The sequence below is a fragment of the Winslowiella toletana genome, from assembly GCF_032164335.1.
Taxonomy (GTDB): Bacteria; Pseudomonadota; Gammaproteobacteria; order Enterobacterales; family Enterobacteriaceae; genus Erwinia; species Erwinia toletana_A.
In genome coordinates, this window is sequence record NZ_CP134152.1 from 3,476,250 (window position 1) to 3,498,884 (window position 22,635).

The following is a 22,635-nucleotide window of genomic DNA, read 5'->3' on the forward strand; positions in this document are numbered from 1 at the left end:
GCACTTCGCCTAATGAGCCATCGTTATAAAAAGGTAGGGTTATGATTTCAGGCATTTTAGCATCACCGGGTATCGCTTTCGGCAAGGCACTTCTGCTGAAGGAAGATGAAATCGTCATCAACCGGAAAAAGATTTCTGCTGAACAAGTGGACCAGGAAGTAAAACGCTTCCTTGATGGCCGTTCTAAGGCCGCAGAGCAGCTCGAAGCAATCAAAATCAAAGCCGGTGAAACATTCGGTGAAGAAAAAGAAGCGATCTTCGAAGGCCACATTATGTTGCTGGAAGATGAAGAGCTTGAGCAAGAGATCATAGCCCTGATCAAAGACGAGCTGGCTTCAGCCGACGCTGCGGCTCACTCAGTGATTGAAGGTCAGGCTAAAGCGCTGGAAGAACTCGACGACGAATACCTCAAAGAGCGTGCGGCTGACGTACGTGATATCGGTAAGCGCCTGCTGCAGAACATTCTTGGTCTGCATATTGTTGATCTGAGCGCGATCAAAGATGAAGTGCTGCTGGTTGCTAAAGACCTGACGCCTTCAGAAACCGCACAGCTGAACCTGAAGAAGGTACTGGGCTTTATCACCGATTTAGGCGGTCGTACTTCTCACACCTCGATTATGGCGCGTTCCCTTGAGCTGCCAGCCATTGTCGGCACCGGTGATGTCACCAGTCGCGTTAAAAACGATGATTATCTGATTCTCGATGGCGTTAACAACAAAATTTATGTTAACCCGACTGCTGAAGTTATCGAGGAACTGAAAGCTGTAAATAATCAGTATGTTACTGAGAAAAACGATCTGGCTAAACTGAAAGATCTGCCTGCTATCACGCTGGACGGACATCAGGTTGAAGTCTGTGCCAACATCGGTACCGTGCGTGATATCGCCGGTGCAGAGCGCAATGGCGCGGAAGGTGTTGGTCTGTATCGTACCGAATTCCTGTTTATGGATCGCGACTCGCTGCCAAGCGAAGAAGAGCAGTTCCAGGCCTATAAAGCCGTCGCTGAAGGCATGGGCTCTCAGGCAGTTATCGTCCGTACCATGGACATCGGCGGTGATAAAGACCTGCCGTATATGAACCTGCCGAAAGAAGACAACCCGTTCCTCGGCTGGCGTGCCATTCGTATTGCTATGGACCGCAAAGAAATTCTGCATGCTCAGCTGCGTGCAATTCTGCGTGCATCCGCGTTCGGCAAACTGCGCATCATGTTCCCGATGATTATTTCGGTTGAAGAAGTGCGGACGCTGAAAGCCGAGCTGGAGCTGCTGAAAGCGCAACTGCGCGATGAAGCTAAAGCCTTTGACGAAAGCATTGAAGTCGGCATTATGGTTGAAACCCCGGCCTCAGCAGTGATTGCGCGTCATCTGGCTAAGGAAGTTGATTTCTTTAGTATTGGAACCAACGACCTGACGCAGTACACTCTGGCGGTTGATCGTGGTAACGATCTGATCTCCCATCTCTACAACCCAATGACCCCTTCAGTCCTTGGCCTGATCAAGCAAGTTATTGATGCTTCTCATGCTGAGGGCAAATGGACCGGTATGTGTGGTGAGCTGGCTGGTGATGAACGTGCTACACTACTGTTATTGGGAATGGGGCTGGATGAATTCAGCATGAGTGCCATTTCTATCCCAAGCATCAAAAAAATCATTCGTAATACGAATTTTGAAGATGCGAAGGCATTAGCAGAGCAGGCTCTGGCTCAACCGACCGCGGAAGAGTTAATGAACCTGGTCAACAAGTTCATTGAAGAAAAAACACTCTGCTGATTCCGCGAGACGCTGGCCCAATATTACTGCTTAGGAGAAGATCATGGGTTTGTTTTCAAAACTTTTTGGCGAAAAATCAGACACCACCTCTGGTGCCATTGAGATCGTTGCACCACTGTCTGGCGAAATCGTAAATATCGAAGACGTGCCGGATGTCGTGTTCGCAGAGAAAATTGTTGGCGACGGTATTGCCATCAAACCTGCTGGCAACAAAATGGTCGCACCGGTTGACGGAACCATTGGTAAAATTTTCGAAACTAACCATGCTTTTTCTATCGAATCTGACAATGGTATCGAGCTGTTTGTCCACTTCGGTATTGATACGGTTGAGCTGAAAGGTGAAGGCTTCAAACGTATTGCTGAAGAAGGTCAGAAGGTTAAGAAAGGCGACGTGGTAATCGAGTTTGATCTGGCCCTGCTGGAAGAGAAAGCGAAATCAACGCTGACGCCAGTAGTGATTTCCAATATGGATGAAATCAAAGAGCTGATTAAGCTGACGGGTAGCGTGACGGTGGGTGAAACCCCTATTATCCGCATCAAGAAGTAATTCGCCCGATAATAAAAAACGGCACCCAAGGGTGCCGTTTTTTTTGGCCGTTTACATCTGCCAGTGCGGCAGGCGGATGGTCAGCTCCAGCCCAGCCTGCTTACCATTCACTGCCTGCACTTCGCCATGGTGTGCCAGTACCACTTTGCGCACGATCGACAGGCCCAGACCATAACCTTTGCCCATCAGCGGCGAGTTGACGCGGACAAACGGATCAAAAATGCTGGAAAGTTTGTCCGCATCGACGCCCGGCCCTTGATCGCTGACGCAAATGGTCAGCCAGCTACTCTCCTGCGTCAGACTGACGTTAACCTGCTGCCCTTGCAGAGAGAAGCGCAGTGCGTTACGCACCACATTTTCAACCGCACGTCGGATCAGTTCAGCATTTCCCTTTACGGTAAAGTCTGCGTGCTGGCTGACTTCCAGCTGAATCTCTACCCCTGTCACCTGCGCCTCAAAGCGCGCATCGGTCACCACCGCTTCCAGCAAGCCTGACAGATCGAAATATTGTTCGTCCGGCATGGTTTCATTTTCGGCACGCGACAAGGTCAGCAACTCGCCAATCATCTTATCCAGCCGACGCGCTTCTTCATCAATGCGGTCGAGCGAGCTGTTGACTGATTCTGGCGTCTGACGCGCCAGGCCGGTTGCCAGCTGCAAACGCGCCAGCGGTGAGCGCAATTCATGGGAAACATCATGCAGCAGCTCTTCGCGTGCGCGCACCAGCACTGACAGTCGCTCTACCATCGCATCGAAATCACTCGCCACCATGGACAGTTCATCATGGCGGCGGCGCATGACCGGATACAACCGCACCGATAAATCGCCGTTAGAAACCTTGGCAAATCCTTCACGCAGCTGGCGCATTGGCCGCGTCAGATTCCAGGCGAGTAACAGGCTGAACAGTAAACCGGCGGCACCGGCAATAATAAACATCGGCTCGGGAATATTAAGAAAGCTGCGTGGCCGCCCGATTTTACTGTCGTCGCGTAATCCTTTTACGTCATAACGCAACTGATATTGCTGGCCATCAGCGCCGGTAACCCACTCAATCACTTCGCTGGGAATCTCTCCGGGTGATAAAGCACGCTCAAGATCGCGGCGCGCCCCTTCCTCCGGCGGCATCGGCATCGCCACTACCGAGAAAAAGCGCCGGTCGCCGGGCGACCAGCCGGCCATCATATCGTTCAGTGCCGACAGGCCACCACGTTGCAGCACCGACATTGCCGAGGTCATTTGCAGGTTAACAATACGCCGCACGGTAACATTTTCCGGTGGCTCACGATGTTTACCGTTGAGCGAGAATCCCAACCATAACAGCTGGCTGATTAGCAGAAACACCAGCCAGAAGCCGAACAGAATCTTCCAGAACAAGCGACCGCGAAAACGGCTGTTCATCGAATGCGATAGCCGATGCTGCGAACCGTCTCAATGTTGACGTTATCGCCGGTCAGCTGCGACAGCTTCTGACGAATATTGCTGATATGCACATCAACGCTGCGGTCATAAGCTTCGCGCGGACGACCCAGCCCTTTTTCTGACAGTTCATCCTTTGATACCACCCGATCCGGCGAGCGTAGCAACAGATCAAGCAAGTTAAACTCTGAAGCCGTCAGATCAAATGGCTGATTCTTCCATTCGCTGATGCGCGTCGCCGGATTCAGCACCAGATCACCCCAGCTAATCAGATCCTTTTTTTCGGCTACCGGCGCCTGCTCTTCAAAACGGCGCAGTACCGCCCGCAAGCGCGCCACCAGCTCACGCGGATAGCATGGCTTGGGCATATAATCATCGGCCCCCATCTCCAGGCCAATCACGCGATCAATATTATCGCCCTTCGCCGTCAACATTATTACCGGTATACGGCTGTTTTGCCGCACCTGACGCAGCACATCAATACCACTCATATCCGGCAGCATGATATCGAGGATCATCGCGGTGTAGTCACCGGACAGCGCCCCTTCCACCCCGGCTTTACCGGTCAGTACCAGCGAAGCATCAAAACCCTCACCAATCAGGTACTGACTGAGCATGGTGCCTAATTCAACATCATCGTCGACTAATAAAATTTTCATTCTGGCTATCCTGGTGATCATTGCCGCTATTTTCACCTTTGCCAGGCGGTTTAGCAGCTGATTTTACTCAATCCTTACAGTAAAACAGCGTACACTTGAACTGATGTTTAGCTTTAATGGCGTAAAATTTACGTTATGTCTGTCCCGGTATGGATAAAGGATTTTTTTGCTATGGAATTTCGCCGTTCACCAGGCCGTCGTTGGATTATCATTATCGTAGTTGTTGTGGCGTTTGCCGCAATCACAGGCTGGTATTTTCTTCATCAGGGCCAGCAAAAGACCAATTATATCACCGCCCTTGTTGAGCAACGCGATTTGCAGCAAACGGTGCTGGCCGATGGGAAAATCACCGCCAGTAAACAGGTCAGCGTCGGTGCACAGGCTTCTGGTCAGATAAAGTCGCTGCAGGTCTCGCTGGGTGACAACATCAAACAGGGCCAGCTGATTGCTGAAATCGACAGCATGACGCAGCAAAATGAGCTGAAAAATGCGCAGGCGGCGCTGGAAATTATCCAGGCGCAGCGCGCTTCCAAACAGGCAGTACTTGCCAATTATCAGGCAGCCTTCTTACGTCAGAAAGCCATGCTGGCGAAAAACCTGACGGCAAAATCTGACTACGATGCCGCACTGGCGAACCTTAACAGCACCCAGGCCGATATCCAGGCGCTGGATGCCCAAATCGTTCAGTCGCAGATTCAGGCCAACAATGCGCAGGTAAACCTGGGTTACACCAAAATTTCCTCGCCTATTGATGGCACCGTGGTATCGATTCCGGTAGAAGAAGGACAGACGGTTAACGCCGTGCAGAGCGCCCCTACCATTATCAAGGTGGCGAATCTCAATACCATGACGGTGAAAGCACAGATATCGGAAGCTGACGTGATTAACGTTAAGCCAGGGATGAAAGTGTGGTTTACCATTCTCGGCCAGCCGAACAAGCGCTACAGCGCCACGCTAAGAGCGATTGAACCTGCGCCAGATTCGATCAATACCGACACCAGTACCTCCAGCTCCAGTTCGGATAGCTCGTCTACAACCGAAGCGATTTACTACTACGGTCTGTTTGATGTCGATAATCCCGGGCAAGTGTTGCGAATCTCAATGACGGCAGAAGTGCATATTGTGGTCAGCGATCAACCCAATGCGATTGTTATTCCTTCCACCGCGCTGGATACTCTTAACGGAAAAACCTCTGTGCAGGTGGTAGACGACAAACAGAAAGTCAGCCGTCGTGAGGTAGAAGTCGGGATTAATAACAATGTTGAAGCGCAGATTATCAGCGGCCTGAAGGCAGGCGAACGGGTCATCATCAGCCAGGGAGCCGCTCCGGACAGTTCGCACGGCTCACCAATGGGGATGTAACCAATGGCGCTTCTACAGCTTAGTCATATTAATCGCGAGTTTATCAGCGGTGAGCAGCGCGTCCGGGTTCTGAAAGATATCAACCTGTCGGTTGAAGCTGGCGAGTTTGTGGCGATTGTTGGTGCTTCCGGCTCCGGCAAATCAACGCTGATGAATCTGCTGGGCTGTCTTGATAAACCGAGCAGCGGTGATTATCAGGTTGCCGGGAAATCGACAACCCGGCTGGAAAGTGATGCGCTGGCCGAACTGCGTCGCGAGCATTTTGGCTTTATCTTTCAGCGCTACCATCTGCTGGGCGATCTCAGCGCGCTGGGCAATGCCGAAATTCCGGCGATTTATGCCGGTAAGAGCCACACAGAACGCCGTCAGCGCGCCACTGCGCTGCTGACGCGCCTTGGGCTGGGTGAACGCCTGCACTATCGTCCGGGCCAGCTCTCTGGTGGTCAGCAGCAGCGCGTCAGTATTGCACGCGCACTGATGAACGGCGGTGAGGTGATCCTTGCCGATGAGCCGACCGGTGCGCTCGACAGCCACAGCGGTGAGGAAGTACTGACTATTTTGCGCGATCTGCATCAGCAGGGGCATACCGTGGTGATAGTGACCCACGATATGCGCATCGCGCAAAACGCCGACCGCATTATTGAGATTTATGACGGCGAAATAATTTCGGATACCCGTAGCCAGATTAGCCAGACTCCACCACGTCTTCCCGAGCCGACGCGTTATGCTGCCCATCCGTGGCGTGCGCTGCGCGACCGGCTGAGCGAAGCCTTTAAAATGGCGCTGGTGTCGATGATGTCACAGCGGCTGCGCACCTTCCTGACCATGCTGGGCATTATTATTGGTATCGCGTCGGTAGTCTCGGTGGTGGCGCTGGGCAAAGGCTCTCAGCAGAAAATCCTGGCCGATATCAGCGCCATGGGCACCAGCACGCTGGAAGTCTTTCCCGGCGCCGATTTCGGCGATATGAATTCGGCACGCATCGAGACGCTGCGCCCCAGTGACGCCGACGCGCTGGCGCAACAGCCGTATGTGCATAGCGTCACGCCAACCATTACTAACAGCACCACGCTGAAGTACCGTAATCAGGCGTTAACCGTAACGGTAAATGGCGTTGGCGAACAGTTTTTTACCGTTCGCGGCTACACCATTTCTCAGGGGATGGCTTTTGATCGCGCCAGTGTTGATGCGGTTGCGCAGGAAGCAGTCATTGATGAAAACACCCTGAAAAAGCTGTTTCCCGGCAATCAGAATCCCATTGGTCAGGTGATTTTGCTCGGCAATATGCCGGTGCGTATTGTCGGCGTTGCCACCCATCAGAGCCCGTTTGGCAGCGACAGTAGTCTGAATATCTGGGTGCCCCACACCACCGCGATGAAACGAATGATCGGTAAAAACTTTCTCAGCGGTATTACGGTACGAATTAAAGATAATGTCGATCTTAGCGTCGCGGAACAGGGCGTTACTAAACTGCTGACTCAGCGGCACGGCAGCAAAGATTTCTTTATCTTTAATACCGACAGTATTCGGAAAACCATCGAAAGTACCACCAATACCATGACCTTGCTGGTGGCAGCTATCGCCCTGATTTCACTGCTGGTTGGTGGTATCGGCGTAATGAATATCATGCTGGTGTCGGTCACCGAAAGGACGCGTGAAATCGGCGTGCGTATGGCGGTAGGCGCACGTGCCAGCGATATTATGCAGCAGTTCCTGATTGAAGCGGTGTTGGTTTGCCTGACGGGCGGCATTCTCGGCGTGTTACTGGCGTTGGTGCCGGGTATTTTACTGGCGCAAACCAGCAGTAACTTCGCGATGATCTATTCGCCCTTCTCGATCATCGCGGCATTTATCTGTTCAAGTATGATTGGCGTGCTGTTTGGCTTCTTTCCGGCGCGACGCGCAGCACGAATGGACCCGATTCATGCGCTGGAGCGCGAGTAAGAATATCCGAGGGACAGCGGGCGGCCATTCGCCGCCCGGCCCATAAAATTCGCATCCTGCCATTAACTAAGCATTGTGAACGCCAGTTGATAAATAACGATCGCCGCGATCGCAAATAATCGCCACGACCACACTGCCTGGCTGCGCTTGCGCAATGCGCAGCGCGCCGGCGACGGCACCACCAGAACTGACGCCACAAAAGACCCCTTCACGCTGAGCCAGCAGGCGCATCGTCTGCTCAGCATCCTGCTGATTGATATCCAGCACCTGATCCACCAGCTCCGGCCGGTAAATTCCCGGCAGATAAGCTTGCGGCCAGCGACGAATTCCCGGAATTGCGCTGCCCTCTTCCGGCTGCAAACCGACAATTTGAACGCCGCGACTCTGCTCTTTCAGAAAACGTCCAACGCCGGTAATGGTGCCGGTGGTGCCCATGCTGGAAACAAAGTGGGTCAGACGTCCGCCGGTCTGCTGCCAGATCTCCGGCCCGGTGGTGCAGTAATGCGCCAGTGGATTATCCGGATTATTAAACTGATCCAATACCTTGCCTTCACCGCGGGTTGCCATCGCCTGCGCCAGATCGCGTGCGCCTTCCATACCCAGTTCGCGGCTGACCAGAATCAATTCTGCACCATAGGCTTTCATCGCCGCCTGACGTTCGATGCTCATATTATCCGGCATCAGCAACTTCAGCCGGTAGCCTTTCATCGCCGCAATCATTGCCAGCGCAATACCGGTATTACCACTGGTCGCCTCGATCAACACATCGCCGGGCTGAATCTCAGCGCGCTGCTCCGCTTGTTGAATCATCCACAACGCCGCGCGATCCTTTACCGAACCGGCAGGATTATTGCCTTCCAGCTTTAGCCAGATTTCACTGCCGTTGTCCGGCGTCAGGCGTTGTAATTTAATCAGCGGCGTATTACCGATGGTCTGTTCGAGAGTGGTCACTGTGTGTTCCTGACGGCAAATAGACAAAGAAAAAGGCGGGAGAAATCCCGCCTCTGACAAGTTATGAGATATGCAGAGAAAATATCAGGCGCTTTCGGCTAAGGCAACCGCGCGCAGTGGAACATCGCCGTTATACAGGCGTGCCTGCTGCAATCCGACAAACAAGCGTTCGCCGCGAACCGGTGCAACATGGTCGCCTTCCAGCACCAGCGTAATCGGCTGGTCGTGCCAGCCGGCAGGTTGTGCAACCAGCTGCCAGTAGTGGCCACGCGGGCTGACTTCCAGAATCTGTACCGGCAATGGCGTTTCAAGGCTGCTCTGACGGCTGACGTCAATTTCCCACGGACGCAGAAACAGCTCAATCTTGCCCTGATGGGCTGGCGCATAACCCAGCGGCCAGTGATGCGCACCAACGTGGAATTGTGAACCGTGAACTTCACCGTCAAAGCGGTTAACTTCACCGAGGAATTCCAGCACAAAGCGGGTCGCGGGTTCGCGCCAGACTTCATCCGGCGTGCCGACCTGTTCAATATTGCCCTGGCTCATCACCACCACCCGATCGGCGACTTCCATCGCTTCTTCCTGATCGTGAGTCACAAACACACTGGTAAATTTCAGTTCTTCATGCAGCTGACGCAGCCAGCGGCGCAGCTCTTTACGTACCTGAGCATCCAGCGCACCGAAAGGCTCATCCAGCAGCAGAATCTGCGGTTCAACCGCCAGCGCTCTCGCCAGCGCCACACGCTGTTTCTGACCGCCGGATAACTGTGCCGGATAGCGACTCGCCAGGTGGCCCAGTTGCACCATCTCCAGCAGTTTGGTCACTTTCTGTTTGATTGCTTCGGCCGAAGGTCGCTCGCGACGCGGCAATACCGTCAGGCCAAAAGCAATATTGTCGAATACCGTCATATGGCGGAACAGCGCATAGTGCTGGAAAACAAAGCCAACCTGACGATCGCGCGCATGCAAACGGCTGACGTCTTTACCGTGAAAACTCAGCTGACCGCTGTTCTGATGTTCCAGACCGGCAATAATGCGCAGCAGCGTGGTTTTACCAGAGCCGGACGGCCCAAGCAGCGCCACCATTTGGCCAGAAGGAATATCCAGCGAGATATCATTCAGCACCTTAGTGCGACCAAACGATTTATTGATGTAATTAATCTCAATGCTCATGATTTCCCTCCTGTTGCAAACGCTTCTGCTGGTTCTCTAATCGCCATTGCAGTGCGCTTTTCAGAAACAGTGTCACTATCGCCATCAGGGTCAGCAGCGCAGCGGCGGTAAAGGCACCGACGCTGTTGTAATCCTGGTGCAGCAATTCAACTTGTAATGGCAGCGTATAGGTTTCGCCGCGTATCGATCCCGAGACCACCGAGACCGCACCAAACTCACCAATCGCGCGGGCGTTAGTCAGCACGATGCCGTACAGCAAAGCCCAGCGGATATTGGGCAGCGTGACGCGGCGGAACATCTGCCAGCCGGATGCCCCTAACAGCACCGCAGCTTCATCTTCGTGGCTGCCCTGGCTCAGCATTACCGGCACCAGTTCACGCACCACAAACGGACAGGTAACAAATACCGTTACCAACACCATGCCAGGCCAGGAGAACATCAGCTGAATATGGTGCGCATCGAGCCAGCCGCCAACCGGGCCATTGGTGCCGTAAAACAGCAGATAAATCAGACCGGCAACCACCGGAGAAACCGCAAACGGCACGTCAAACAGCGTTAACAGCAGCTGACGCCCCGGAAATGTAAAGCGCGTCACCAGCCAGGCCAGTAGCGTACCGAACACCAGGTTAACCGGGACAGTAATTAACGCCACCAGCACCGTCAGCCAGATGGCATGCAGCATATCCGGGTCTTGCAGGTTGCTGAACACCGCGCCAATTCCCTGGGCAAAGGCTTCAGCGAAAATGGCAATCAGCGGAACCACCAGCAAAAACAGCGAAATCAGCATGCCGAGGCTAATCAGTACCCATTTACCCCAGTTAAAGCGTGGACTCACCGCCCGCTTAAATTCAGATACATCAGCCATTATTGACCTCCCAGACGACGGCCAAAGCGGCTCTGCAAGGTATTAATGCTAAACAGCAGTAGCAGCGAGGCTGCCAGAATCACTGACGCAATCGCACTGGCCGCCGGATAATCAAATTCCTGCAGGCGAACAAAAATCATCAGCGAGGTCACTTCCGTTTTCCACGCAATATTTCCGGCGATAAAGATCACCGCGCCAAATTCACCGAGGCTGCGGGTAAACGACAGCGCAGTACCGGCCAGCAGCGCCGGAGCCACTTCCGGCAACACTACCCGGCGAAAGCTCTGCCACGGAGTCGCGCCCAGCGTCTGCGCGGCTTCTTCATATTCCGGACCTAACTCTTCCAGCACCGGCTGCACGGTACGCACCACAAATGGAATGCTGGTAAATGCCATTGCTACCGCAATGCCGAGCCAGGTGTAGGAGACCTTGATGTCGTACTGCGCCAGCCATTCGCCGTACCAGCCGTTAACTGAAAACAGTCCGGCGAGGGTCAAACCCGCCACGGCGGTCGGCAGAGCAAAAGGCAAATCCATCAAGCCATCCAGAATGCTGCGCCCCGGAAAGCGATAACGGGTTAAAATCCACGCCATCAGCATGCCAAACAGCGCATTAAAAATAGAGGCCACGCCCGCAGAAATCAGGGTAACTTTATACGCCGCCACCACCTGCTCGTTGGTGATCACTTCCCAGTACTGCGCCAGCGTCATTTGTGACAGCTGCATTAACAACGCGCTCAGCGGTAGCAACAACACCAGACAGGTGAAAAACAGGCTACTGCCGAGACTGATACCAAAACCGGGCAGCACCCGTTTACTGCTTGCTGCAAACATTAACCGCGCCCCGCCGCTAACAACTTATCTAATTCGCCACCGCTGGCGAAATGGGTTTTCATCACTTGCTCCCAGCTGCCAAAAGCGTCTTCCACCCGGAACAGAGCCGTGGCCGGGAAGCGCGCTTGCTGTTGCGCCATCAGCTCAGGATTATTCACGCGATAGTAGAACTGCGTGATGATCTGCTGTGCCTGTGGCGTATAGAGATAGTTCAGGTAACTTTTGGCTGCTTCAGTGGTGTTTTTGGCAGCGATATTTTTATCGACCCATGCCACCGGAAATTCGGCCAGAATATTGGTTTTTGGAATAATTACTTCGTAATCATCTTTTCCGTACTGATTACGAATGTTGTTTACTTCTGATTCAAAACTGATCAGCACGTCGCCCAGTCCACGCTCGACAAAAGTGGTGGTCGCGCCGCGGCCACCGGTATCGAAGACTTCGACGTTCTTAAGGAATTTGGTCATAAACTGCTGGGTTTTGGCTTTATCATTGCCATCGGCCTGATCCGCCGCGCCCCATGCTGCCAGGTATGTGTAACGCGCATTGCCAGAGGTTTTTGGATTGGGGAAAATCAGCTTCACATCGTCGCGAACCAGATCGCTCCAGTCATGAATGTTTTTTGGATTGCCCTTACGCACCAAAAAGCCCATGGTTGAGTAAAACGGCGAGCTGTTATTCGGCAGGCGCTGCTGCCAGTCAGCAGCAATCAGCTTGCCGCGATCGTGCAAAATCTGCACGTCAGTCACCTGATTGTAGGTCACTACATCAGCTTTCAGCCCCTGCAAAATTGCCAGCGCCTGCTTGGATGAGCCGGCGTGAGACTGTTTGATGGTGAGCTTGTCACCGGGATGCTGCTCAGCCCACTGCTTTTCGAAAGGTGCGTTCAGTGCGACAAACAGCTCGCGTGAGACGTCATAAGAGCTGTTCAGCAGCTCAGTCGCCTGCGCACCGCTCGCCAGCAGCAAAGAGAATGCTGCACCGCTTACGAATTTTTTCACCATCGGAGAAGTCATTTCGCACCCTGAGTTTCGGAGTTGGCCCATACCACCATGTCATGCCAGTGTATTTATAACCCGACTAAAAGCTGTAACGGTTTTATATACCGTTTGGTGATTTGGAAGTCGAAAAAGCTATAAGCCCGCAGGAAAGGTTATGCGCGAGATGCAAATCGCCGGCAACCACGGCGCTGTCTTCGCTCCGTCCCGAAGATTAATTTGAACCATTTGTTTCATATACGTGAAAATGAAATATTTTATACAAATCATTTGCCGCGATGCGGCACTGCTGTATATAATTTAACCACTCCATTCGGGGTAATAAAAATTATCAGGCGAACTAATTCCAGCGAGAGATCTCGCTGCGACACTCATTGCACAAGGAGAATAGCTATGCTACGTGCAAAACATATACCTGTTGTTGCGCTGTTAATTATCAGCGGCAATAGCTGGGCCGGAAGTTCTGACAATCCCTGTCTGAATGAAGATAAGGATTATTCACATATATTATCCTGCTATAAACAAAAATTGCTGTCACTACCTTTGAAGTATAACTTAATAAATAAACAGAAATTACCCAAAGTTGAACTGCGCCATTACGAACTCATATCGCAAAACTGGCCTGAAAAAAAGTCAGCGCTATCAAACTGGCAACATAAAGTTGATATCTATATTCCGGAGAATCCGCTCACGCAACGCGCAGTGGTTGTTATCAATAATGGTATAAATCGTAATATTGAGGGTAAACCGCCGGGAATGCCTTCCGATATGGGCCAGCAGTCACTGGCATCAATAGCCCGGATGACGCGAACCATTGTGGTTTCGGTCAGTAATATCCCCAATCAGTATCTTAGTCTGGCGGGGGACAACACTCTCCGTAAGGAGGATGACGCTGTGGCATACAGCTGGTCACTGTTTCTGCAGGATCCAGTTAAAAATGCAAAAGTCCCGTTACACATTCCAATGGCCGCTGCTGTTTCTCAGGCAATGTCGCTCGCTGAGCGAGAGTTAGCCGACTGGAAGATTGACCGGTTTGTGGTAAGCGGCTTGTCCAAGCGCGGCTGGACATCCTGGCTGACGCTGATTTCCGACCCGCGCGTAGATGCCATCGCCCCTTTCGTTTTTGACTTGCCGGGTATTCGCCCGGCATTAACCCATATGTATCGCTCGTACGGTAATAACTGGCCAGCCGCTTTTTATCCTTATTACATGCAGAATATTGATACGCAAATTGCCAGCAGCCGCTTCACTCAGCTGCTGACAATCATTGATCCGCTGCACTATAAAAATACGATTTATCAGAATCGGCTTAACGTACCGAAATATATTATTAACGCCAGCGGTGATGATTTTTATGTCCCGGACAATACGCGTTTTTATTATGAGCAATTGGCCGGTGAAAAATCACTGCGCGTGGTTGCCAACAGTAGTCACTATGATATTAAAAATTATACCGAATCTTCGTTGATACCCTTTATCAATCGCCTGCAACAGGGTAAACATTTGCCAGAGATTAACATCGTACGGCACCAGCAAAAACTTTCGCTCACTTTTTCCGAAAAACCAACAAAAATTCAGCGCTGGACCGCAGTTAATAAACAGGCGCGCGATTTTCGCTACGCCTGCGGCATTCGATATCACGCGGCGGCTATTCCGGTAAGTAAACAGATAGCCATTACACTGGATACGCCATCGCTGGGATGGCAGGCCAGTTTTATAGAAGCGACGTTCAATGATGGCTTTGTGGCTACTTCGCAGGTCTGGATCACACCCGACGGCAAATATCCTGATACCACGCCTGCGGAGACAGGAGACAACTGCAAAACGTTGCCCGGACGCGGGCTGGGCACATGACTGAACACTGAATAACCCCGGGGAGCCGTTTTTGACTCCCCGGGTGAGGGCATAACAGTGCTTATTTCAGGCACGGGCAGCGAAAATCCGCCCTTTTTTTATAACGCCATCAACCTCTCAACCGAGGGTGCAAAGAAGTAGCTGCCGGTAACCGGTTTGGTAAAACGCAGCATCGCATCGTACTTACCATCGGTTTCACCAAACATATTCAACAGCTGCTGCTCAATATTATGTAAGGTGGCGCAGTAGGCGATAAAGAACAGTCCGTTAGTGCCGCTGGCGGTGCCGTAAGGCAAGCTCTGACGTAAGATTTTCAGCCCCTGACCATGCTCTTTTAAATCGACCCGGCTCACATGCGATGTTTCCGGGCGCGTCTCGCTGTCCAGCTCCTCGTTACTTACCTTAGTACGCCCCATAACCTGCTCTTGCTTGCTGACATCCAACCGTTGCCACTGCTTCAGATTATGCTGCCAGCGCTGAGTGAAGACATAGCTGCCGCCAGCGTCTTCACCGTCAGCAATAATCGCCACCTGCTGGCGCTTCTCACCCTGGGGGTTTTCAGTACCATCAACAAATCCGGAAAGATCGCGATCTTCAACCCAGCGGAAACCGTGAGTTTCTTCCTCGACAGTAATGGCAGCACCAAACGATGACAGTGCTGCCTGCGCCAGGCTGAAATTCACATCATGGCGCAGCGACTGGATATGAATCAGCAGATCGCGCTGGGTAGCAGGGGCGATGCCTTTGCCAAGTGGCAGGAACTCTTTTAACTGCGCTGCGCCCTGCCCGCCGCTCAGATCGCGCCAAAGAGTATTACCAAAGGCGATAACCGCACCGAGACCCGCATCAGGAAAGGTTTGTTGCAGCTCGGTCAGCTGTTGCAGAAACTGTTTGCTACCACTGACAATAGCCGCGATATCACCTTGCACTCGGGCTTCAAGATAAATCGCGAAACGGCGATGTTCCAATAAAATGCCGCTCTGAAACTGAGACATGCTAAAGCTCTCCTGGAATATGATTTTACCGACAGGGTGTGGCGCGTATCATACCCGATGTTTCAGGCGGCATCTTGCGCCATGGCAAGTTAGCCACGGAAATGCACCTGTTTAACGACGCCAGATAATTTTGCTCAGCGTCCAGTTTTTCAGGGTGTCATCGGACGGCATTAAATCTTCCGGACCATGCCACTCGCCACTATAGACGTAGCTGATATGCTGGCTGGATGGCGCTTTACACTCTACAGCGCTGCTCTCTGCTGCTGGCACTTTCTCACAGGCACCAAAAGCTTTACTGTAAAGATCGCTGAATTTATTGCCGATTTTGCTGCCATCTGCGCTGGCAATCGCCTTATCCATCACTTCAACGCTGCTGACCGTACTTTGACCGTTAATCACCAGCTTAACCTTGCCGTCGTCCAGCGCCTGCCAGAATGAGACCACCTCGCCGTTGCTGCTGCGCATTCCCTTACGCAAGGTGTAATCCCCTTTAAGACCTTTATCAATCGCCTGCTCGGTCATCGGCGTACTGCCGTTAATTCCGCCGACGCCACTTTCACTGACCTCCAGCGAAGAGCCAAACCAGTTGAGCGGTGACAGACTTGACCAGGATATGCCGGAGAACGGATTCCACCAGCTGGAATCAGATGACGAACCGGAACCAGAACTGGCGCAGCCGGATAACATTAATGCGGCGATTATCAGCGCCGGGCGAACAGATTTCATTGCAACTCCTGTAGTCAACACGTTATGCGTGTGAGTCAGCTTTGAGTGCTGAATAGCGAAAAAGTTTTATTCCGTCGCGTTTAGCTGCGGGTCAAAGCAGTTGCGCAGCCGCTGGCTCAGCAATAAATAGCCCAGCGCCAGTAAATCGAACAAGATAAACAGCACCACCGGCAACGACACTCGCTCATCGCCCTGCCAGATGGTAATACTCTGCATCAGCATCATCGCCAGCAGCGTGCCGCATAACACCCAGCGCCACGCCTGCCATAATCGTGGCAGCCGCTGACGGTAGCCGGTCAGCAGCAGCCCCAGCGCCGCCGGGATGCCTGATGCCATGCCAATCCAGAACGCGCGCGTATCGGGATAAAACAGTTCCAGTAAGCCGCTGCCCTGCTGACGCGAAGCGCCGGCTATGACAAATAACAGCCAGGTGCGCGCCTGTAACAGCAAAATAAGCCAGAAGGTCAATGGCAGCCGCAGCTGACCTTTATGGTCGTAATCGTCGGGAGAAAACATCGCTAAGCGGGAACCGTTGATGAGGTGAAAATGGGCGAGTACACTCGCCCGCAGACAACTTAATATTCGCGATCTTCAATCAGGCGCTTGCCGAGGCAGACAGAATCCTGCATTTCGTAATCGAGCTTTTCATAAAAGCCGATGACCGCATCATTCTCTTCACGCACCATCAAATTGATCTTCGGGCAGCCGCGCGCGATCAGCTTTTTTTCTAAGCGATTAATCAGCGCATTAGCAAAACCACGACCGCGATAATCAGGATGAACCCCGAGATAGTAAGCCGACCCGCGATGGCCATCGTAACCGCCCATCAGCGTACCGACCACTTCGCCACCCACCTCTGCCACCAGAAACAGATCGGCATCATGATTCAGTTTACGTTCAATATCCATCTCAGGATCGTTCCACGGACGTAACAGGTCACAACGTTCCCAGAGGGTGATCACTTCTTCAAAATCTTCCTGGCGGAATACGCGGATTTCCATGAAATTTACTCAGATGTTAAGCAGAATTTGCTGATTATCACGCTTTCTTTTACAGGTGCAAGTCTCGAATCCGCTTATCAGGAAAAAAAAACGTTTTTGGCAGGTTAGCTTGCTGAAATAAAAAGTAAAACACTGAAATAGTTACTCGGTCGCCAGCGGGTAATCGTTACGATATAACATACGATTCTTACGCCAACCGGAACCGATATGAAAAAGATTTCTCAACTCACCCCGCTGGCTTCGCGCCGCCAGCTGTTACTTTCCGGCGTAGCGCTGGCGTTACTGCCGGCGAAATATCTCCAGGCTAAAACAGAGAACGTGACGCTGAAAATCGCTTCGCCCCACAGTAAATCTTCTTCAACCGCCACCCGCGATAAAAAGATCGTGATGATCGACCCGGGTCACGGCGGAATTGACTCCGGTGCCATCGGCCATCAGGGATCGGAAGAGAAACATGTTGTACTGGAAATCGCTAATTACATTCGCCATAAACTCAGCAGTCACCAGGGTATTGAAGTACGCCTGACCCGCGAGAGCGATCACTTTATCCCTTTGTATCAGCGCGTTGAAATTGCCCATCAGCATGGTGCCAGCCTGTTTATGTCGATTCACGCTGACGGCTTTACCAGCCCGGATGCCAATGGCGCCTCGGTGTTTGCCCTATCGAATCGCGGTGCCAGCAGCGCGATGGCGCGCTATCTTTCAGACAAAGAGAACGCTGCTGACGAGATTGGCGGCGTCAAAGCCACTGAGAAAGATCGCTATCTGCAACAGGTCTTGTTCGATCTGGTGCAGACCGACACAATCAAAAACAGTCTGATCCTCGGCAAACACGTGCTGAATCAGATCCGTCCGGTGCACCATTTGCACAGTCAGCATACCGAACAGGCGGCGTTTGCGGTGCTGAAATCACCGTCAATTCCTTCGGTGCTGGTCGAAACCTCCTTTATTACTAACCCGGCTGAAGAGCGGCTACTGGGCACTACGGCCTTTCGTCAAAAGATTGCTGGCGCTATCGCAGAGGGCATTGTCAGCTTCTTCGATGAGTTTGATCGTCACAATCGTCGTCCAGGTTAGGTATAATCAGCTTAAATTTTTGCAGATGGCAGGCTTATGAACACTCCTGATATTGCTCGCGTAAAACAGTTTCTGCTCTCGCTGCAGGATAATATTTGTCAGCAACTGGCGCTGGCCGACGGCGTTGCACAGTTCGAAGAGGACAGCTGGCAGCGTGCCGGTGGCGGTGGCGGGCGCAGCCGCGTTTTGCGTAATGGCGGGCTATTTGAACAGGCTGGCGTCAATTTTTCTCACGTGCATGGCGATGCAATGCCTGCTTCCGCCACCGCGCATCGTCCTGAGCTGGCCGGACGCAGTTTTGAAGCGATGGGCGTATCGCTGGTTATCCATCCGGAAAACCCCTATATCCCGACCAGCCATGCCAATGTGCGCTTCTTTATTGCCGAAAAGCCCGGCTCGGAGCCGGTATGGTGGTTTGGCGGCGGCTTTGATTTAACCCCCTACTACGGCTTTACTGAAGATGCACAGCACTGGCATCAAACCGCATTCGATCTCTGTCAGCCGTTTGGCGACGAGGTATACGACCGCTACAAACAGTGGTGTGATGATTATTTTTATATCAAACATCGTGATGAACAGCGCGGCATTGGCGGTTTATTCTTTGATGACCTGAATACGCCGGATTTTGACCGCTGCTTCAACTTTATGCAGGCGGTGGGTAACGGTTTTCTGGATGGCTACCTGCCGATTGTTGAGCGCCGCAAAGCGCTGCCGTGGGGCGAACGCGAGCGTCAGTTCCAGCTGTATCGTCGTGGGCGTTACGTTGAATTTAATCTGGTGTGGGATCGCGGCACGCTGTTTGGCCTGCAAACCGGCGGTCGCACCGAATCGATTCTGATGTCGATGCCACCACTGGTACGCTGGGAGTATGATTACCAGCCGCAAGCCGGTTCGCCGGAAGCGGCGCTGTACAGCGACTTCCTGCCGGTCAGAGACTGGCTGGCAAAATAACAACGCGTCCTCCCTCATTTAAAGGGGGAGGACGACAGGTTTTACAGCGGCTGCGTTTGCGCTTCCACCACCGCCAGTGCCACCATATTGACTATCCGGCGTACGGAAGCAATCGGCGTCAGTACATGCACCGGCTTGGCGATCCCCATTAATACCGGCCCCACCGTTACTCCTTCCGAGCAGGAAACGCGCAACAGGTTATAGCTGATTCGCGCGGCTTCCATATTGGGCATAATCAGAATATTCGCTGCGCCTTTTAACGGGCTGTCCGGCATCAGATCGTGACGAATACTCTCGACCAGCGCGGCATCACCATGCATCTCACCGTCGATCTCCAGTTCCGGCGCACGGGCATTCACCAGCGCCAGAGTTTCACGCATTTTACGCGCCGCCGGTGCATCTGAAGTGCCAAAACTGGAGTGTGACAGCAGCGCCACTTTAGGTTCAATACCAAAACGGCGCACGGTTTCCGCCGCCATAATCGTCAGTTCCGCCAGTTCCTGCGGCGTCGGATCTTCGTTAACATAGGTATCGGCAATAAAGGTATTGCCACTCGGCAGCAACAGCGCATTCATCGCGCCGGCCATTTTCATATCCGGACGAAAACCAAACAGTTTTTCTACAATGTCATAATGCGATTTGTAATCACCAATGGTGCCGCAAATCAGCGCGTCAGCTTCACCCCGATGTACCATAATCGCGCCAATTAACGTTGGATTACCAATTACCGCGCGCTGTGCCTCTTCGGGTGAAACGCCGCGACGCTTCATGATCTGGTAGTACTCGTTCCAGTAGGCCTTAAAGCGCGGATCGGATTCGTTATTCACCACTTCGAAATCTTTACCGGCCTCAATTTTCAGACCGAGCTTTTTCAGCCGCATCTCAATCACGCTGGGGCGACCAATCAGAATCGGTTTCGCCAGCCCGAGAGTCACCAACTCCTGGGTCGCATGCAGCACCCGCGCTTCTTCCCCTTCAGCCAGCACCACCCGCTGCGGATCTTTGCGTGCCTGAGCGAAGATCGGCTTCATAAACAGGTTGGTGGTATAAACAAACTCCGCCAGTTTTTCGCGGTAGGCATCAAAATTCTCGATGGGTCGGGTGGCAACACCCGAATCCATCGCCGCTTTTGCCACGGCAGGGGCGATCTGCACGATCAAACGCGGATCAAAAGGTTTCGGAATCAGATACTCCGGCCCAAACGACAGCTCCTGATCGCCATAGGCAGAAGCCACCACCTCGCTCTGTTCCGCCAGCGCCAGCTCAGCAATTGCATGTACTGCCGCCAGCTTCATCTCTTCATTAATCGCCGTGGCACCGACATCCAGCGCGCCGCGAAAGATAAAGGGAAAACACAGTACGTTATTAACCTGATTCGGAAAGTCCGATCGGCCGGTGCATATAATCGCATCCGGGCGCACCTCTTTCGCCAGCGTCGGCAAAATTTCCGGCTCCGGGTTGGCCAGCGCCAGAATCAGCGGATCTTTCGCCATTCGTCGTACCATATCCGGCGTCATCACTTTCGGGCCGGAACAGCCGAGGAAAATATCGGCATCGGTAATCACTTCATCCAGCGTACGCCTGCCGTCATCCACTACCGCATACGCCGCTTTGGTTTCGGCCATATTCTCTTCACGATCCTGATAAATTACCCCTTTCGAGTCGCACACCACAATATTGTGCTTCTGCATTCCCAGCGCCACCAGCAGGTTCATACAGGCAATCGCTGATGCGCCAGCGCCGGACACCACCAGCCGCACGTCGGAGATATTTTTCTTCACCACCCGCAGTCCATTCAGCACCGCAGCGGTACAGATAATCGCGGTGCCGTGCTGGTCGTCATGAAATACCGGGATTTTCATCCGTTCGCGCAGCGCTTTTTCAATATAAAAACACTCCGGCGCTTTGATATCTTCCAGATTGATGCCGCCGAAGGTCGGTTCCAGTGCGGCAATCACGTTTATCAGTTTGTCCGGGTCCAGTTCGTCGATCTCAATATCAAACACGTCGATACCGGCGAATTTCTTAAACAGTACCCCTTTGCCTTCCATTACCGGTTTACCTGCCAGCGCACCGATATTGCCCAATCCCAGCACCGCGGTGCCATTCGATATCACCGCCACCAGATTGCCGCGTGCGGTGTATTTATGCGCGGCTAACGGATCGCGGGCGATCTCCAGACAAGGCGCGGCGACGCCCGGCGAATAGGCCAGCGCCAGATCGCGCTGGGTTGCCAGCGGCTTGGTCGGAGAAACCTGAATTTTACCCGGGGTGGGGAATTGGTGAAAATCGAGCGCGCTCTGTTTCAGTTGTTCATCCATCGTCTGATTCCTTGGCTTTTATTATGAAAGGCTGGAACCGAACAGTATAAAAGCGGCGAAAGTGGAAAAAACTTGAGCCGCTTCAAACTTTGCCGCAACGAGACGGGGATCTGGAAATAATTTCCAAAGTAAGGATTATCTACAGCCTGAAAAACGGTGCGGGAGCCGTTTTCGACTCCCGTGATGATGGCATGCAGAGTGCCAATCGACAGGTAATTATTTGGTCATATTCAGCAAGGTACGAACGTTCTGCGCCGAGGTAGCAATAATATCAATCGCGCCAGTGCGCAACGCGCCAAGAATCGCCATCGCCTTGGTATTTTCTGCCGCAATCGCGATCACACAAGGGATCTTGCGCAACTCTTCGATGCTCAGTCCAATCACCCGATCGTTCATTACGGTATCGACGTGTTGCCCCTGGGCATTAAAAAAATCATAGCCCGCCACATCACCTGTCACTCCCTGATTGAGGCTGGCGTCGATAATTTCATGCGGGCTGAACCAGCCCAGCTTAACCATATAGCTGTTCTCGTTCATATCGCCAATTCCCACCAGGGCAATATCGGCTTTGCGTGCGCGATCCAGCGTTTCTTTAATCGTACCGTTCTGCATAAAAGCGTCTTTAAGCGCACGATTTTCCACATAGGCCGGCGCGTACAGGGTTTCACTGATACCGCCAAATTTTTTGGCCAGGCGGCGACTGATATGGTCGGCATTGATCGCATCACCGGGTCGATGAGTGCCGCCGATACCGCTGATAAAATGGCAATTACGCGTCGGCACGCTGCCGGGATGATCGGCGACCGCCGCGATATTACGGCCCTGACCGACCGCCACCACTGAGTCATCTTTTAAACTTTGCGACAGATACATCGCCACCAGCGCAGCCACCTGCCGTCGCTGTTCTTCGTCATCATGATGGTCGAGAGCAATCAACGCGCGTTGCAGTGGGAAACGCTGCAACAACTGCTGTTCAAGGCGGGTACTGAAAACCGGATGATAGCGCACGTTAATTTCAACAATGCCTTCCTCTTTGGCACGCTTTAATAAGCGCCCCACTTTAATCCGCGAAATACCGAATTTACGCGCAATCTCCTCCTGAGTAATTTCATCCTGATAGTAAGCCACCGCAATTTCTGTCAGTAGCTCGGTATCCTGAGATAGCGTATTTTTTTCCATCCGGACAGTCGCCT

Annotated in this window: 20 protein-coding genes; 7 read left to right on the forward strand and 13 right to left on the reverse strand. The window is 52.7% G+C overall.

The window, feature by feature from the left end; genetic code table 11:
- Positions 1 to 41 precede the first annotated feature (41 nt).
- Entirely contained in the window at positions 42 to 1,769 is a 1,728-nt protein-coding gene (gene ptsI, locus RIN69_RS16260; protein ID WP_313853069.1) for a phosphoenolpyruvate-protein phosphotransferase PtsI, read from the forward strand.
- Between the two features lie 43 nt (positions 1,770 to 1,812).
- Entirely contained in the window at positions 1,813 to 2,316 is a 504-nt protein-coding gene (crr, locus tag RIN69_RS16265; protein WP_313853070.1) for a PTS glucose transporter subunit IIA, read from the forward strand.
- Positions 2,317 to 2,367: 51 nt separating this feature from the next.
- On the opposite strand, the gene RIN69_RS16270 is transcribed toward crr, so the two are convergent.
- Both RIN69_RS16270 and RIN69_RS16275 read right to left on the reverse strand, forming a co-directional pair.
- On the reverse strand, positions 2,368 to 3,714 hold the full coding sequence (locus RIN69_RS16270; protein ID WP_313853071.1) for an ATP-binding protein: 1,347 nt from the start codon (positions 3,712 to 3,714) through the stop codon (positions 2,368 to 2,370).
- Positions 3,711 to 4,391, reverse strand: coding sequence for a response regulator transcription factor (locus RIN69_RS16275; protein WP_313853073.1), 681 nt, complete (start codon positions 4,389 to 4,391; stop codon positions 3,711 to 3,713). The genes RIN69_RS16270 and RIN69_RS16275 overlap by 4 nt, the downstream gene beginning before the upstream one ends.
- 171 nt (positions 4,392 to 4,562) lie before the next feature.
- On the opposite strand from RIN69_RS16275, the gene RIN69_RS16280 reads away from it, so the two are divergent.
- Both RIN69_RS16280 and RIN69_RS16285 read left to right on the forward strand, forming a co-directional pair.
- The gene (locus RIN69_RS16280) at positions 4,563 to 5,753 is read left to right on the forward strand and encodes an efflux RND transporter periplasmic adaptor subunit (protein ID WP_313853075.1); all 1,191 of its coding nucleotides are present in this window, start codon (positions 4,563 to 4,565) and stop codon (positions 5,751 to 5,753) included.
- Between the two features lie 3 nt (positions 5,754 to 5,756).
- A complete protein-coding gene (locus RIN69_RS16285; RefSeq protein WP_313853076.1) occupies positions 5,757 to 7,697 on the forward strand; it encodes a MacB family efflux pump subunit in 1,941 nt (646 codons plus the stop codon).
- A 66-nt stretch (positions 7,698 to 7,763) separates the two neighbouring features.
- Here RIN69_RS16285 and cysM read toward each other — a convergent pair whose 3' ends face one another.
- The 5 genes from cysM to RIN69_RS16310 form a co-directional block, all read right to left on the reverse strand.
- Entirely contained in the window at positions 7,764 to 8,648 is an 885-nt protein-coding gene (cysM, locus tag RIN69_RS16290) for a cysteine synthase CysM (protein WP_313853077.1), read from the reverse strand.
- Positions 8,649 to 8,732: 84 nt separating this feature from the next.
- Positions 8,733 to 9,821, reverse strand: a complete 1,089-nt coding sequence (cysA, locus tag RIN69_RS16295) for a sulfate/thiosulfate ABC transporter ATP-binding protein CysA (RefSeq protein ID WP_313853080.1) — start codon at positions 9,819 to 9,821, stop codon at positions 8,733 to 8,735.
- On the reverse strand, positions 9,811 to 10,686 hold the full coding sequence (cysW, locus tag RIN69_RS16300) for a sulfate/thiosulfate ABC transporter permease CysW (protein WP_313853082.1): 876 nt from the start codon (positions 10,684 to 10,686) through the stop codon (positions 9,811 to 9,813). Before cysW ends, cysA begins: the two co-directional genes overlap by 11 nt.
- Complete coding sequence (cysT, locus tag RIN69_RS16305; RefSeq protein ID WP_313853083.1) at positions 10,686 to 11,519, reverse strand: sulfate/thiosulfate ABC transporter permease CysT; 834 nt, start codon at positions 11,517 to 11,519, stop codon at positions 10,686 to 10,688. Before cysT ends, cysW begins: the two co-directional genes overlap by 1 nt.
- Complete coding sequence (locus RIN69_RS16310) at positions 11,519 to 12,535, reverse strand: sulfate ABC transporter substrate-binding protein (protein ID WP_313853084.1); 1,017 nt, start codon at positions 12,533 to 12,535, stop codon at positions 11,519 to 11,521. Before RIN69_RS16310 ends, cysT begins: the two co-directional genes overlap by 1 nt.
- A 375-nt stretch (positions 12,536 to 12,910) precedes the next feature.
- Here RIN69_RS16310 and RIN69_RS16315 point away from each other — a divergent pair, with 375 nt between their 5' ends.
- Positions 12,911 to 14,371 carry a PhoPQ-activated pathogenicity-related family protein gene (locus tag RIN69_RS16315; protein ID WP_313853086.1) on the forward strand — a complete coding sequence of 487 codons (1,461 nt, stop codon included), beginning with the start codon at positions 12,911 to 12,913 and terminating at the stop codon, positions 14,369 to 14,371.
- Between the two features lie 98 nt (positions 14,372 to 14,469).
- Here the strand turns inward: RIN69_RS16315 and RIN69_RS16320 are convergent, their stop codons facing one another.
- From RIN69_RS16320 to RIN69_RS16335, 4 genes are all read right to left on the reverse strand, one after another.
- Entirely contained in the window at positions 14,470 to 15,366 is an 897-nt protein-coding gene (locus tag RIN69_RS16320; RefSeq protein WP_313853087.1) for a Dyp-type peroxidase, read from the reverse strand.
- A gap of 111 nt (positions 15,367 to 15,477) precedes the next feature.
- Complete coding sequence (locus tag RIN69_RS16325) at positions 15,478 to 16,092, reverse strand: RpoE-regulated lipoprotein (protein ID WP_313853088.1); 615 nt, start codon at positions 16,090 to 16,092, stop codon at positions 15,478 to 15,480.
- Between the two features lie 66 nt (positions 16,093 to 16,158).
- Positions 16,159 to 16,608 carry a DUF2919 domain-containing protein gene (locus tag RIN69_RS16330; RefSeq protein ID WP_313853089.1) on the reverse strand — a complete coding sequence of 150 codons (450 nt, stop codon included), beginning with the start codon at positions 16,606 to 16,608 and terminating at the stop codon, positions 16,159 to 16,161.
- Between the two features lie 59 nt (positions 16,609 to 16,667).
- On the reverse strand, positions 16,668 to 17,093 hold the full coding sequence (locus RIN69_RS16335) for a GNAT family acetyltransferase (protein ID WP_313853090.1): 426 nt from the start codon (positions 17,091 to 17,093) through the stop codon (positions 16,668 to 16,670).
- Between the two features lie 207 nt (positions 17,094 to 17,300).
- Here RIN69_RS16335 and amiA point away from each other — a divergent pair, with 207 nt between their 5' ends.
- The gene (gene amiA, locus RIN69_RS16340; protein WP_313853091.1) at positions 17,301 to 18,170 is read left to right on the forward strand and encodes an N-acetylmuramoyl-L-alanine amidase AmiA; all 870 of its coding nucleotides are present in this window, start codon (positions 17,301 to 17,303) and stop codon (positions 18,168 to 18,170) included.
- 36 nt (positions 18,171 to 18,206) lie between these two features.
- Complete coding sequence (gene hemF / locus RIN69_RS16345) at positions 18,207 to 19,121, forward strand: oxygen-dependent coproporphyrinogen oxidase (RefSeq protein ID WP_313853093.1); 915 nt, start codon at positions 18,207 to 18,209, stop codon at positions 19,119 to 19,121.
- Positions 19,122 to 19,162: 41 nt separating this feature from the next.
- Here hemF and maeB read toward each other — a convergent pair whose 3' ends face one another.
- Positions 19,163 to 21,442 (reverse strand): NADP-dependent oxaloacetate-decarboxylating malate dehydrogenase, encoded by a 2,280-nt coding sequence (gene maeB, locus RIN69_RS16350; protein ID WP_313853094.1) that lies wholly within the window; start codon positions 21,440 to 21,442, stop codon positions 19,163 to 19,165.
- 216 nt (positions 21,443 to 21,658) lie between these two features.
- Positions 21,659 to 22,621, reverse strand: a complete 963-nt coding sequence (locus RIN69_RS16355) for a sugar-binding transcriptional regulator (protein WP_313853095.1) — start codon at positions 22,619 to 22,621, stop codon at positions 21,659 to 21,661.
- Between the last annotated feature and the right edge of the window lie 14 nt (positions 22,622 to 22,635).